Genomic DNA, 12876 nt, shown 5'->3' with positions numbered 1-12876 from the left:
ATACGCCGATGCCCCCGCCCCGGGGCGCTTTCCGTGGCCGTATTCAGGGCCCGTTCGGGCCCGTTTCCCGCGGCGCGTCGCGCACCCGCTCAAACGGCCTGCGGGAATGCGTCGCGCAACCCCGCCGCGCACGCGATCGCGTCGTCCCACAGCCGCCGGGTCAGCACCCCGGCATCCTCTTCCCGCGCGAGCGCCGCGGCCTCGCCCGACCACAGCAGCGAGAAATCGTCGCGCCCTTGCCGCTCGAACGCGCCGCGCAGCGGATCGACCGCCGCCGTCGCGAGCGGGAACGCGGGCGCAAGCGCGCTCATCGGCCCCTGCTCGCGCATGAAGCGCGTCAGCAGGCCGCGTCCGGGGCGGCCCGTGTAGAGGTTGGTCACGCGCGTCCCGTCGTCGCGTGCGGCCCGCAGCGCCGCGCGATGCTGCGCCGAGCGGCCGGCCTGCGGCGTCAGCAGGTAGCCGGTGCCGATCTGCACCGCGCGTGCGCCGAGCGCGAACGCGGCCGCGATGCCGCGGCCATCGGCGATCGCACCGGCGGCGATCACCGGCGCGCGCACCGCATCGACGATCTGCGGCAGCAACGCGAACAGGCCCGGCTGCGCGTGGATGTCGTCGGTCAGGAACATCCCGCGATGCCCGCCCGCCTCGGCGCCCTGCGCGACGATCGCATCGACGCCGCGCGCATCGAGCCAGCGCGCTTCCTCGACGGTCGTCGCGGACGAGACGATCAACGCGCCCGTGCGCCGCACCCGTTCGAGCACTGCTTCGTCCGGCAAACCGAAATGGAAGCTCACGACGGCCGGGCGCAATTCCTCGACGACCGCGCACATCGCGTCATCGAACGGCGCGCGACCGGGGCCGCCCTTCACGTCGGCCGGATCGAGCCCGGCTTCCGCGTAGTAGCCGGCCAGCGCCGCGCGCCAGCGCGCGTCGACCTCGGCGTCGGGCGCGGGCGGCGCATGACAGAAGAAGTTGACGTTGAACGGCGCCGGCGTGCGTGCGTGGATCGCCGCGATCTCGTCGCGCAACTGCTGCGGGCCGAGCGCCGCGCACGCGAGCGAGCCGAGCCCGCCCGCCTCGCAGACCGCAATCGTCAGCGGGCTCAGGGAACCGACCATCGGAGCCTGGATCAGCGGCAGGCGGGAAGGCAGCATCGTCATCGGAATCACCGTTCGGTAGAAGTAATCAATGGCGCGGGCGAGCGCATTTCGAGCGCTCGATAATAACCGACTAATCCAATCAGGGCTTACCGACTCATTCAGCCCGTAAATTGAATTAACCGGTTCGGCAAAAATCGATTATCCGTTCAACCTGCCCCGCATCTCGCCTTCACCCCGGAGCACGGGCCGGACAGCCCAGGCAGGCCGCCCGGCCCGGCGCGCCCCCATTCAGCCGCGCCAAATCGTTTCACCGTTTTCAATGATCGTCGTCAATATTCAAGATATTAAATTGCCTCGCTTACCCTTATTCAAGCTTCATTAAGAGATAAGATGCTGTCGTTCAATAAAACGACGATCCATTCCGGAATCGTCGACCGGCGCCGGGCCGCGCCACCTCAACCGCATCACGACCATTCAAGGAGCCTCGCATGTCCGATGCCAGCTCGTCCTCCTCCCGTTCCGCCGCCGCGCCAGCCGCGACCGCCGCGCCGAAAATCGGCGTCATCCCCGCCACGCTGATGGTCGCGGGCAACATGATGGGCTCCGGCGTCTTCATGCTGCCCGCGAACCTCGCCGCCACCGGCGGCATCGCGATCTTCGGCTGGCTGATCACCGTCGTCGGCGCCGTGTCGCTCGCGCTGGTGTTCGCGAAGCTCGCGGCGATCGACCCGGCCGCCGGCGGCCCGTATGCGTATGCGCGCAAGGCCTTCGGCCCGTACATCGGCTACCAGACCAACCTGATCTACTGGCTCGCGAACGTGCTCGGCAACGTCGGGCTCGCGGTCGCCGGCCTCGGCTATCTCACGCACTTCTTCCCGGTCCTGCACGACCCGCTCGTGTTCGCGCTCGCGCAGATCTTCGTGATCTGGCTGTTCACCTACGCGAACATCCTCGGGCCGAACGTGGTCGGCCGCGTGCAGTCGGTCACGACGATCTTCGCGCTCGTGCCGATCCTCGGGATGGCCGTGTTCGGCTGGTTCTGGTTCAGCAAGGACGTGTACTTCGCCGGCTGGAACGTGTCGGGCGCGAGCAGCTTCGGCGCGATCGGCGCGACGCTGAACTTCACGCTGTGGGCGTTCATCGGCGTCGAGAGCGCGTCGGTGTCGGCCGGCGTCGTCGAGAACCCGTCGCGCAACGTGCCGATCGCGACCGTCGGCGGCGTCGTGCTCGCGGCCGTGTGCTACGTGCTCAGCTCGACCGTGATCATGGGGATGATCCCGAACAAGGCGCTGCTCGCGTCGAGCGCGCCGTTCGCGGATGCCGCGCGCCTCGCGCTCGGCGACACCGCCGCGAACGCGGTCGCGATCTGCGCGGCGCTCGGCTGCCTCGGCTCGCTCGCGGGCTGGACGCTGCTGGTCGGCCAGACCGCGAAGGCCGCGGCCGACGACGGCCTGTTCGCCGGCGTGTTCGCCCGCGTCAACTCGAAGAACGTGCCGTCGGCCGGCCTCGCGATCGTCGCGGTCATCATGTCGGTGCAGGTGCTCGCGACGATGTCGCCGAGCGCGAGCGAGCAGTTCGGCAAGATCGCGTCGATCGCCGTGATCATGACGCTGCTGCCGTACATCTACTCGTGCATCGCGATCAAGGTGCTCGGCTACGGCAAGATGCCGTCGCACCAGTTCACCTTCTACACGATCGTCGGCCTGATCGGCGCCGTCTACGCGCTGTGGGCGATGGTCGGCTCCGACGGCCAGCAGACGCGCTGGTCGCTGATCTTCGTGATCGCGACGATCGTGTTCTACGAGCTGTCGATCAACCGCCAGCGCGAAATCGAGGAAACCCATGTCCATCCGGGCGGCCGCTCGCCGCGCTGGGTGCGCTACCTCGCGCTCGGCGTGACCATCGTCGCGCTCGTCGCGGCCTTCTGGATCTCCGTCGGCCAACACGAGGCCGCCCGCCTTCACGCACGCTCGCCGGCCGCCGCAGCAGGCATCCCGGCAACTCAACAAACGGGGGAATGACCCATGACCGCTTCCTTGACCCAACCGGCGTTCCGCCGCCTCGGCATGAAGGCGCTGCTCGTGCAGCACGACATCGACGAACGCACGGCCACCGGACGCGCGGCCACCGCGCTCGTCGAAGAATTGCGCACGCGGCTCGTCGACGTCGTGATCGCGACCTCCGCCGAAGACGCACGCGCGGTGGTCGACGCCGATCCCGCGATCCAGTGCCTGCTGCTCAACTGGGAGCTCGGCAACGATCCCGGTCACGCGCCCGCGCAGGCCGTGCTCGACGCGATGCGCGCGCGCAATGCGACGGTGCCGGTGTTCCTGCTCGCGAGCCGCGCGAGCGCGGCGGCGATTCCCGTCGACGCGATGCGCAAGGCCGACGACTTCATCTGGATGCTGGAGGACACGACCGCGTTCATCGGCGGGCGGATCGTCGCCGCGATCGAACGCTACCGCGAAACCGTGCTGCCGCCGATGTTCCGCGCGCTCGCGCAGTTCTCGCGCGTGTACGAATACTCGTGGCACACGCCGGGCCACACGGGCGGCACCGCGTTCCTGAAATCGCCGGTCGGCCGCGCGTACTTCGAATTCTTCGGCGAAGCGCTGTTCCGCTCGGACCTGTCGATCTCGGTCGGCGAGCTCGGCTCGCTGCTCGACCACTCGGGCCCGATCGGCGAAAGCGAACGCTACGCGGCGCGCGTGTTCGGCGCGCACCGCACGTATCACGTGACGAACGGCTCGTCGATGTCGAACCGCGTGATCCTGATGGCGAGCGTCACGCGCAACCAGGTCGCGCTGTGCGATCGCAACTGCCACAAGTCGGCCGAGCATGCGATGACGATGTCCGGCGCGATTCCGACCTACCTGATTCCGTCGCGCAACCATTACGGGATCATCGGGCCGATCATGCCGGAACGGCTCACGGCCGCCGCCGTGCGTCTCGCGATCGACGCGAACCCGCTGGTGCGCGGCCGCGACGGCATCGATCCGACGCCCGTGCATGCGCTGATCACGAACTCGACGTACGACGGCCTCTGCTACAACGTCGCACGCATCGAGGAACTGCTCGGCCAGAGCGTCGACCGGTTGCATTTCGACGAGGCGTGGTACGGCTACGCGCGCTTCAACCCGATCTACCGCGACCGTCACGCGATGCACGGCGATCCGTCGCAGCACGACGCGAGCAAGCCGACCGTGTTCGCGACCCAGTCGACGCACAAGCTGCTCGCCGCGCTGTCGCAGGCGTCGTTCATCCATGTCCGCAACGGCCGCAACCCGATCGAGCACGCACGCTTCAACGAGGCGTACATGATGCATGCGTCGACCTCGCCGAACTACGCGATCATCGCGTCGAACGACGTGAGCGCCGCGATGATGGACGGCCCAGGCGGCGAGGCGCTGACCACCGACGCGATCCGCGAGGCCGTGTCGTTCCGCCGGATGCTCGCGCGGCTGCATGCGGAATGCGAGGAGAACAACGACTGGTTCTTCAACGGCTGGCAGCCGGACACCGTGGTCGATCGCAAGACGGGCCGGCGCGTGCGCTTCCATGAAGCGGACGAAACGCTGCTCGCCACCGATCCGTCATGCTGGGTGCTGCATCCGGGTGAGACATGGCACGGCTTCGGCGAGATCGAGGACGATTACTGCATGCTCGATCCGATCAAGGTGTCGATCGTCACGCCGGGCGTCGCGCCGCATGGCGGGCTGATGCCGGTCGGCATTCCCGCGTCGGTCGTCACCGCGTACCTGGACCGGCACGGGATCGTCGTCGAGAAGACGACCGACTTCACGATCCTGTTCCTGTTCTCGCTCGGCGTGACGAAGGGCAAGTGGGGCACGCTCGTCAACACGCTGCTCGACTTCAAGCGCGACTACGATGCGAACGCGCCGCTCGAGCAGGCGCTGCCGGAGCTCGTCGCACGCTATCCGGATCGCTACGGCACGCTCGGCCTGCGCGATCTGTGCGACCTGATGTTCAGCGCGATGAGCGACCTGAAGACGACCGAGATGATGTCGCGCGGCTTCTCGACGCTGCCGCAGCCCGACTTCAGCCCGGCCGAGGCGTACGAGCATCTCGTGCACAACGACATCGAAATGCTGGAGCTCGCCGAGATGGCGGGCCGCACCGTCGCGACGGGCGTGGTGCCCTATCCGCCCGGCATTCCGCTGCTGATGCCCGGCGAGAACGCGGGGCCGGCCGACGGCCCGCTGCTCGGCTACCTGAAGGCGCTCGAGCAGTACGACCTGCGCTTCCCCGGCTTCACGCACGACACGCATGGCGTCGAAGTCGAGGACGGCGTGTACCGGATCGCGTGCATCAAGCGAACCGCGCGCGACACCAACACGCGCTGAGCATGCGCGCCGCGACGCCGCGCCGGCAGGACGCGGCCGGCGTCGCGACGCGCGATGAACCGGCCGGTCATGCCGGCAACCGACCGACCCACGCGGCAAGCTGCGCTTCGCCTTCTTCGTCGAGCTTGCCCTTCAGTTCGCCGTACCACGGCGCGAGCGCGTCGGCCGGCTGCGTGGCCTTCAGGATCTCGAGACTGTTCTCGAGGAACGACGAAAAGAACGGAATGCCGCGCATGTAGAGGAAAGTCGAATCGGTGATCCGCACGTGGCCGTACACGTCGCGCACCCACGCGAGATGCGGCAGCGCCTCGCGCAGATGGCCGCTTTGCATCAGCGCCGAAATGAAGTTCACGCGCGCGGCGACGTCGGACTGCTCGTGCGTGTCGTGATTGACCTCGGCGGCCTTCTGCATCCACGCTTCGCCGCGCTCCACTTCGTCGCACATCACCGACGTCGTCGCGAGCTGCACCGCGTTGTGCGCGCTCGGCTCGTGGTCGAACAGCGCGAGCCAGTACGGAAAAGCTTCCCGGTAACGCTTCATCGCCGAGTACGACAGCGCGCACAGGCGCGCCGCATCGGCCAGCCGCTCCGCGTGCGGTGCGGCGGCCGCGATCGCATCCTCGTGCCGGCCGGCCTGGAATGCGGTCAGCGCGGGCGCGAGTTCCGGCGCGATGTCGGGGCCGCCTTGTTCGTTCGTATCGTCGGATACTGCCGTTGCTTCCGACGCTCCGCCTGCGTCGTGCGCGGCACGCGCAGGCGCTGCCGCTTCGTCACGCGTTTTCTTTCCGAACAGCTTGCCCAGCAGGCCCATGATGATTGTCCTTGTCGTTGTCGTTGTCGTTGTCGTTGCGAGCGGGAATGGCGGCGCCGCATCTACGGTCGCCGCACGGCGATCGCCATCTTACGCGTGCTCGAAGTCGACAAGAAGCGAACGACGGACCGGTGCCGCCGCTGCGCGAAAAGACGCTCACGCGTCCGTGGACCTCACACCACGATCCATCCCGCGCCGGTACGCAGCCGGGCTCGTCGCCGCGACGCGCCGGAAATGCCTGCGCAACGACTCCTCGGAACCGAACCCGGCGCGCGCGGCAATCTGCGCGAGCGACAGCCCGGGATGCGCTTCGAGCATGTCCTTCGCGACGTTCACGCGCTCGCGGATCAGCCATGCGAGCGGCGACATCCCCGTTGCATCCGCGAACTGCCGCTGCAGCGTGCGCGTGCTCATCGCGGCCTGCGCGGCCAGCGACGCGAGCGTGTGCGGCTCGGCCGCGTGCGCGCGCATCCAGTCGATCAGCTTAGCGAGCCGGTCGCTGCCGCCCGGCGCGACCGGGCGCGGCACGAACTGCGCCTGGCCGCCGTCGCGATGCGGCGGCAGCACGAGGCGCTGCGCGACGCGGTTCGCGATCGCGCCGCCATGATCGCGGCGCACGAGATGCAGCAGCATGTCGAGCCCCGCCGCCGAGCCGGCCGACGTGACGATCTGCCCTTCGTCGACGTACAGCGCATCGGGATTCACGCGCAGCGCCGGATAGCGCGCCTGCAGGCGCTCGGCGTAGCGCCAGTGCGTCGTCACGGTGAGCCCGTCGAGCACGCCGGCCGCCGCGAGCACGAACACGCCCGAGCAGATCGAACAGAGCCGCGCGCCGCGACGATGCGCGGCACGCAGCTTCTTCAGCAGCGGCTCCGGCGGCAGCTCGTCCGGATCGCGCCAGCCGGGAATCACGATGGTGTCCGCGCGATCGAGCATCGCGAGCCGGTACGGCGCGGCGACCGTGATGCCGCCCGCCGCGCGCACGGGCCCGGGCTCGCTCGCGCAGACCGCGAAGCGATACCAGTCGACGCCGAGTTCCGGGCGTTCGAGCGCAAACAGTTCGACCACGCAGCCGAACTCGAAGGTGCAGAGGCGATCGTAGGCGAGCGCGACGACGAGATGATTGTGCATGGCGCGATGTTACCGGAACTTGTCGATCGCGCCACTGCCGCGACGGCCGCCGAACCGCGATACTGCCCTTCATTCCGGCGCATTCCGCGCCGTCCTTCAGGAGCGCCTTTCATGTCATACGTCACCGACGTCACCGCCGCCGACAGCGCCACCGCCCTCGCGCACTTCGAAGCATCGCTGCGCTTCGAGACCGATTGCTGGGACGTCCACGATGCACTTGCGTCCGGCGCGCCGGATTTCGTGCTGCTGGACGTCCGGGGTCCGGAGCAGTTTGCCGCCGGCCACGTGCCCGGCGCGCGCAACCTGCCGCACCGCAAGATCGTCGCCGGCAAGCTCGCCGACCATCCGGCCGACACGCTGTTCGTCGTGTACTGCGCGGGCCCGCACTGCAACGGCGCCGCGCGCGCGGCAATCCGGCTCGCGCGCCTCGGCCGCCCGGTGAAGCTGATGATCGGCGGCGTCACGGGCTGGCTCGACGAAGGTTTCGCGTTGAGCAACGAAGTGCAGCCGGAGGACGTCGCCATGCGCTGATCGTTATTGAAAACGCAACAATCAATTGCCGGCACACGAACGGAAAAAGCGCGACAATCGGCCTCATTGCAGTTCGGATGGAGCAGCAACATGGAACACGCAGTCCTGATTCAGGTGGCCGGTTCGGTCGCAGCGATCGCGCTCTATTTTCTTCCGGCCATCGTCGCCGACCGGCGCGGCCGGCACGACAAGCTGACGATCGCGATGTTCAACGCGCTGTTCGCGTGGACGGGCATCGGCTGGCTGATGACGCTGTACTGGGCATGCCAGCCGAACCCGCAAACCGACGTCGCGCAAACCATCCTCGCGAAGCGCCGCGGCATCAGCATGCGGACCTTCTCGACCGGTCTCGTCGAACGCGTGCAGCGCCGCGTCGCCGCCCAGCAACAATGGGCCGAGAAGCAAGGTTGCCGCTAGGCAGTCCCGCCGCTCCGCTTACCTCGCCGCGCCGAACTTCGGCATCCTGACATTGGTCGAGGCCCGGTAGTCCCACACCAGCCTGTCGCGCGGCGCGTCACCGCCCGCGCGCAACCACGCCGCAAACGCCCCCGCCGTCACCGCCCGCGCGATCCGCTCGCCCGGACAGCCGTGCGGCCCCGTGCCGAACCCGAAGTTCGGCCCCGGCGCGCGGCCCGGCAGCAATCGGTGCGGCTCGCGATGCACGGCCGGATCGCGGTTCGCCGCCGCGAGCACGACCAGGATGGCCGCACCGGCATCGACGGTCACGCCGTCGATCGTCGTGCGCGACGCGACGAAGCGGCGCGTGTTCTGCACCGGCGCATCGAATCGGCCGACCTCGGCGACGAATGCATCGACGGCGGCCGTATCCGGCATCGCGCGTTCGTCGTCCGTGTCGTCCGTGTCGTCCGTGTCGTCCCAGGCGACCAGCACGTTGCCGAGCCACGCGGCCGTCGCCTCGCACGTCTGCGACAACAACCCGACGAGATTCGCGACCAGCGCGCCGCTCGCGTGCCAGCCCGCGGCGCCGGCCGCCTGCTGAACCGCCGCGACGAGTGAACCGTCCTGCGCACACGTGCGCGCGACGCGTTCCGTCATGCGGTCGAGCAGTTGCCGCGCGGCTTCGCTCGCGCGGGCCAGCGCCGCGTCGTCCGACAGCGGCGACAGCGCGGCGACGAAGTCGACGACCAGCGCGGCGATATCGTCGAGTTGCGCGCGGTCGAAGCCGAGCAGATCGGCGACCGCGCAAACGGGCACCGTCAGGCACCACGCGTTCAATGCATCGGCGTCATACGGCGCGCGCAGCCGGCTGCCGGCGAGTTGGGCGGCCCGTTCGCGCAACGCGTGCGCATCTATCGGCGCGAACGCCGCGCGCAGCGCCTGTTTCGGCACGTCGTGCCGCAATGCGCCGTCGTTCATGCGCACCAGTTCGCCGAACAGCGCACCCGCCGTCGACCCGCGCAACGCGGGCGGTACCGGCGCATCGAGCGGCCTGACGCGGCACGCCGGGTGGCCGAGCACGGCCGTCACGCTCGCTGCCCGGCTCGCGACCCACAGGCCGAGCGAGGCGTCGAACGCAAGCGGCGGCCCGTCGACGAGCGTCGCGTAATACGGGTAGGGATCGCGGTGCGTGACCGCGGCAATCGGATGGGTTGGGTTCATGCGTGCAGTATCGGCGCGCCGGGCCGCCGCATGTTTCGGGTTGACGTGAAATGTCGTGGATGTCGCGGCGGTGCCGCCGTGGCAGGCTGCTGCGACGCAGCAGCACACGGGCGGCACGCGGCGCCGCGCCGTAACGGACTCGGGGATCCGGGGATACGGGGATACGGGGATCCGGCGTCAGGCGGCCGACCGGTAGCGGTGCCCCTGCATGCGCACGCGGACGCGCCCGGCGGAAATCGCGCGCGGTTCGGGCACCACCGTTTCGTGATGAAACATTTCCTGCCGGAAGTGGCCGCTGTCGTCGAACCACTGGCAGATCAGCCAGTCGGCATCGTCGAACACGACCGGCCCCGCGTAGGTGACGGTCATGCGCGGCCCGCCGGTTTTCAGCGTCACGACATCGCCGATGCGAACGCCACTGCGGTGATTTTCTCGGATCGTCATCGCTCTCTCGATTTTTTATATATTCATTTTCCGTCGGCCCGCTGGCAGGTCATTCGGATATGCGGCAGATTACCAATCCAATAAATAACCGGCAACTACCGAATACCAAAAAAAACAGCGACCGGAAAATCGCAACAATACGCGGCACCGGTTCGCGTGGCGGGCGGCTGACGCCAGAACCGGCGCGGCTTGCGTGCCGGTTCCGGTCGCCCCGCCGGAATACGGAGAATAATCGATGGTTTTCGCGCCGTCATCGAACTTCAAATCGGCAGCGGTTTCGATTGATTACCGTCAATCAGTTTTCGGCTGGAAACGTTCCCACGTTTTACCGGCCCTTATTGTTCGAACTGAACGGGCGAATTGTCCGGCGCCGAAAACCAGCGATTGAGGTCGCGCCCCGGCACTGCCGCCTGCGTGAACGTGAACGTGCCGTCGCGCGCCATTTCCGTCGCGGCGCGCAGGAACGCGCCGAATGCGGCCCGCGCCAGCGCGCCGCCGACGCTGACGCGCTTCACGCCGAGCGCCGCGAGCGCCTCGAGGCTCAGCAACCCGCCCTGCAGCCCCATCACGACGTTGACCGGCACGCCGACCGCGCGCGTGAGCGCCGCGATGTCGTCGGGATCGGTCACGCCCGGTGCGTACAGCACGTCGGCGCCCGCGTCGCGGTACGCGACCAGCCGCGCGATCGTGTCGGCGAGGTCGTGGCGGCCGTGCAGGTAGTTTTCACAGCGCGCGGTCAGCGTGAACGGAAACGGCAGCGCGCGCGCCGCGTCGACCGCCGCCGCGATGCGCTCGACCGCCGCGTCGTACGAATAGATCGGTGCGTCGGCGCGGCCGGTCGCATCCTCGATCGAGCCGCCCACCGCACCGGCGCCGGCCGCCAGGCGGATCGTCTCGGCGACCGTGTCGGGCGCGTCGCCGAAGCCGTTCTCGAGATCGGCGCTGACCGGCAGGCCGCCCGCCGCGACGATCTCGGCGATGTGGGCGAGCATTTCGTCACGGCCGATCGCGTTGTCGGGCCGCCCTCTCGAAAACGCGAAACCGGCGCTCGTGGTGGCGAGCGATTCGAAGCCGGCCATCGCGAGCAGCCGGGCGGACCCGGCATCCCACGGGTTCGGGATGATGAACGCGCCGGGGCGCGTGTGCAGCGCGCGGAAGGTTTCGGCCTGGCGGAACTGCACGTTGGAATCGGACATTGATGTCTCCTCGGAATGGAGACGTCAGCATACGCGCGCGCGGTACCGCGACGGTTCAGCTCGCGATGAAATATCGATGCGGATGTCAGGGCCCCGCGCGCGGCGCGGTGTGCGGCCGGAAGTCGGCCGGGCCGGCCCGGCTTTCGTTGAACCGGACGAGCGGCGCCGCGATCTGCTTGCGGACGTTCACGTCGCCGGCGTCGGTCACGTCGTAGGTGAACGTCATCGGTTACGTCGGATCAACGAGAAAACGGGAGCGGAAGACGGGCGAAGCCGCGCGTGCGGCTACACGACATACGCGCCCTTCGCATGCAGTTCCGCTTCCGTGCGCTCGAGCGCCGTGATCGCATCGCTGCCTTCGAGCGCCAGCAACTGCGCGACCAGCGCCTCGGCCATCGCATGCGCGGCGACCAGTGACGGAAAGAACGACGGGCTGTCGTGCGTGAAGATCAGCTGCGCGTCCGCATGCAGCGCGATCGGCGACACCGCGCTGTCGGTGATCGCGACGATCTTGCTGCCCTGCGCTTTCGCCGCCTGCGCGACGCGCGTCGCTTCCGCCGAATACGGCGCGAAACTGATGATCACGGTCACGCTCTGCTTCGCGATCGTGCGCAACTCCATCTCGAGCGAGCCGGCGACACCGTTGAGCAACGACACGGTCGGCCGGAACAGCCGGTAGCCGTACACGAAACCGAACGCAACCGGATAGCACGACCGGAACCCCGCGACATGCACGTGCGAAGCCTTGCGGATCAGCTTCGCGGCGTCCGCGAGCGCGTGCCCGTTCTGTGCGGCGGTGGCGGCAAGATTGTGTTGCTGTGCGGCAAGCAGGTCGTGCGCGAGCGACGCCTTCGCGTCGGGCCGCACGAGCGAACGCGCACGCTGCGTGAGCGGCTCGGGACGCGTGCGCACGCGCGCGACGCACAGGTCGCGCAGCTCGTTCCAGCCGGGGAAACCGAATTGCTGCGCGAGCCGCACGAGCGATGCGGGTTGAACCTGCGCGCGCTGCGCGACCTTGCGCATCGACGAGGTGGCGACCTCGTCGGGATGATCGAGCAGAAATGCAGCGCCCGCCTGGAATTGCGGGCTCAGTTCGGAAAATTGCGCCCGGATCCGGGACGCGAGTTCATCGAAATTGGCAGCCATCTTGGTGAGAACGGGAACCGGTCGTCCATGGTATCACCGGCCCCGTATGCACCGGTGCACCGGTCAGCGCAGCACTTCGACGTGATCGGCGTCGACCTTCACCTTGCCCGACCACTTGCGCTCGAACTCGCCGGTCAGCTTCACTTCGTTCTTGTCGCTGACGGGCTGGCCGGCCGCCCACAGCTTGTGGTCGATCTCGACGCGGATCGTGCCCGTCGCATCGGCGAACTCGTAGTCCTCGCCGCCGGCATGCTTGACGATGCGCCCCTGCAACTGCACGTGCTGGTCGTCCTTGCCGTTCGCGAGCAGTTCCTTCACGGTCGTCGTGGTCAGCGTGGACGGCCCCGTGTATTGCGCGTAGACGGCGGCGGGCAGCACGGCAAGCGCGACCGCCAGGATTCTCGTCAGGTGTTTCATGATCTCGTTCCTCCATTTTTTCGAGTGCGCCGCGCTCCGTTGAACGCGACGGCCTCAGATTACGGACCGTAAGATTAAGCAAAGCTGAAGACCGTGCGCCGCGGCATGCCGTCGCA

Annotated in this window: 12 protein-coding genes and 1 pseudogene; 4 read left to right on the top strand and 9 right to left on the bottom strand. The window is 68.4% G+C overall.

From position 1 onward, the window contains the following. Nucleotides 1-89: 89 nt before the first annotated feature. Nucleotides 90-1160, bottom strand: coding sequence for a nitronate monooxygenase (locus tag U4Y91_RS22940; RefSeq protein WP_321806993.1), 1071 nt, complete (start codon nt 1158-1160; stop codon nt 90-92). A 428-nt stretch (nt 1161-1588) separates the two neighbouring features. On the opposite strand from U4Y91_RS22940, the gene adiC reads away from it, so the two are divergent. Next, nucleotides 1589-3121 carry an arginine/agmatine antiporter gene (gene adiC, locus U4Y91_RS22935; protein ID WP_124522435.1) on the top strand — a complete coding sequence of 511 codons (1533 nt, stop codon included), beginning with the start codon at nt 1589-1591 and terminating at the stop codon, nt 3119-3121. A gap of 3 nt (nt 3122-3124) precedes the next feature. Continuing rightward, nucleotides 3125-5464, top strand: a complete 2340-nt coding sequence (locus U4Y91_RS22930) for an Orn/Lys/Arg decarboxylase N-terminal domain-containing protein (RefSeq protein ID WP_321806992.1) — start codon at nt 3125-3127, stop codon at nt 5462-5464. A 67-nt stretch (nt 5465-5531) separates the two neighbouring features. Here U4Y91_RS22930 and U4Y91_RS22925 read toward each other — a convergent pair whose 3' ends face one another. Beyond that, complete coding sequence (locus tag U4Y91_RS22925; protein ID WP_321806991.1) at nt 5532-6275, bottom strand: hypothetical protein; 744 nt, start codon at nt 6273-6275, stop codon at nt 5532-5534. A gap of 156 nt (nt 6276-6431) precedes the next feature. Further along, nucleotides 6432-7406, bottom strand: a complete 975-nt coding sequence (gene ftrA / locus U4Y91_RS22920; protein ID WP_044847916.1) for a transcriptional regulator FtrA — start codon at nt 7404-7406, stop codon at nt 6432-6434. Nucleotides 7407-7517: 111 nt separating this feature from the next. On the opposite strand from ftrA, the gene U4Y91_RS22915 reads away from it, so the two are divergent. Both U4Y91_RS22915 and U4Y91_RS22910 read left to right on the top strand, forming a co-directional pair. Continuing rightward, nucleotides 7518-7937: a rhodanese-like domain-containing protein gene (locus tag U4Y91_RS22915; RefSeq protein ID WP_321806990.1), complete on the top strand. Its 420-nt coding sequence runs from the start codon at nt 7518-7520 to the stop codon at nt 7935-7937. Nucleotides 7938-8027: 90 nt separating this feature from the next. Further along, nucleotides 8028-8354 carry a superinfection immunity protein gene (locus U4Y91_RS22910; protein ID WP_321806989.1) on the top strand — a complete coding sequence of 109 codons (327 nt, stop codon included), beginning with the start codon at nt 8028-8030 and terminating at the stop codon, nt 8352-8354. Between the two features lie 18 nt (nt 8355-8372). Here U4Y91_RS22910 and U4Y91_RS22905 read toward each other — a convergent pair whose 3' ends face one another. The 6 genes and pseudogenes from U4Y91_RS22905 to U4Y91_RS22880 form a co-directional block, all read right to left on the bottom strand. Then, nucleotides 8373-9557: a cytochrome P450 gene (locus U4Y91_RS22905; protein ID WP_321806988.1), complete on the bottom strand. Its 1185-nt coding sequence runs from the start codon at nt 9555-9557 to the stop codon at nt 8373-8375. A gap of 177 nt (nt 9558-9734) precedes the next feature. Further along, a complete protein-coding gene (locus tag U4Y91_RS22900) occupies nt 9735-10001 on the bottom strand; it encodes a YodC family protein (protein WP_321806987.1) in 267 nt (88 codons plus the stop codon). Nucleotides 10002-10336: 335 nt separating this feature from the next. Further along, nucleotides 10337-11197, bottom strand: coding sequence for an isocitrate lyase/phosphoenolpyruvate mutase family protein (locus U4Y91_RS22895; RefSeq protein ID WP_321806986.1), 861 nt, complete (start codon nt 11195-11197; stop codon nt 10337-10339). A 112-nt stretch (nt 11198-11309) separates the two neighbouring features. Then, a pseudogene (locus U4Y91_RS22890) lies at nt 11310-11423 on the bottom strand (GNAT family N-acetyltransferase); the annotation flags it as partial. A gap of 59 nt (nt 11424-11482) precedes the next feature. After that, nucleotides 11483-12343 carry a MurR/RpiR family transcriptional regulator gene (locus U4Y91_RS22885; protein ID WP_321806985.1) on the bottom strand — a complete coding sequence of 287 codons (861 nt, stop codon included), beginning with the start codon at nt 12341-12343 and terminating at the stop codon, nt 11483-11485. A 63-nt stretch (nt 12344-12406) separates the two neighbouring features. Then, nucleotides 12407-12760, bottom strand: a complete 354-nt coding sequence (locus tag U4Y91_RS22880; protein WP_321806984.1) for a NirD/YgiW/YdeI family stress tolerance protein — start codon at nt 12758-12760, stop codon at nt 12407-12409. Nucleotides 12761-12876 lie beyond the last annotated feature (116 nt).

The organism is Burkholderia sp. BCC1993 (assembly GCF_905339865.1).
Lineage (GTDB): Bacteria > Pseudomonadota > Gammaproteobacteria > Burkholderiales > Burkholderiaceae > Burkholderia.
The sequence above is the reverse complement of the archived record's forward strand: the minus strand, read 5'-3'. Positions and strand labels throughout refer to the sequence as shown.

Excerpts from the sequence above, each read along its gene's own strand:
- U4Y91_RS22895 (WP_321806986.1), bottom strand. The coding sequence starts at position 11,197 with ATGTCCGATTCCAACGTGCAGTTCCGCCAGGCCGAAACCTTCCGCGCG.
- U4Y91_RS22905 (WP_321806988.1), bottom strand. The coding sequence starts at position 9,557 with ATGAACCCAACCCATCCGATTGCCGCGGTCACGCACCGCGATCCCTAC.
- U4Y91_RS22940 (WP_321806993.1), bottom strand. The coding sequence starts at position 1,160 with ATGACGATGCTGCCTTCCCGCCTGCCGCTGATCCAGGCTCCGATGGTC.
- U4Y91_RS22915 (WP_321806990.1), top strand. The coding sequence starts at position 7,518 with ATGTCATACGTCACCGACGTCACCGCCGCCGACAGCGCCACCGCCCTC.
- adiC (WP_124522435.1), top strand. The coding sequence starts at position 1,589 with ATGTCCGATGCCAGCTCGTCCTCCTCCCGTTCCGCCGCCGCGCCAGCC.
- ftrA (WP_044847916.1), bottom strand. The coding sequence starts at position 7,406 with ATGCACAATCATCTCGTCGTCGCGCTCGCCTACGATCGCCTCTGCACC.
- U4Y91_RS22930 (WP_321806992.1), top strand. The coding sequence starts at position 3,125 with ATGACCGCTTCCTTGACCCAACCGGCGTTCCGCCGCCTCGGCATGAAG.
- U4Y91_RS22925 (WP_321806991.1), bottom strand. The coding sequence starts at position 6,275 with ATGGGCCTGCTGGGCAAGCTGTTCGGAAAGAAAACGCGTGACGAAGCG.
- U4Y91_RS22885 (WP_321806985.1), bottom strand. The coding sequence starts at position 12,343 with ATGGCTGCCAATTTCGATGAACTCGCGTCCCGGATCCGGGCGCAATTT.
- U4Y91_RS22910 (WP_321806989.1), top strand. The coding sequence starts at position 8,028 with ATGGAACACGCAGTCCTGATTCAGGTGGCCGGTTCGGTCGCAGCGATC.
- U4Y91_RS22900 (WP_321806987.1), bottom strand. The coding sequence starts at position 10,001 with ATGACGATCCGAGAAAATCACCGCAGTGGCGTTCGCATCGGCGATGTC.
- U4Y91_RS22880 (WP_321806984.1), bottom strand. The coding sequence starts at position 12,760 with ATGAAACACCTGACGAGAATCCTGGCGGTCGCGCTTGCCGTGCTGCCC.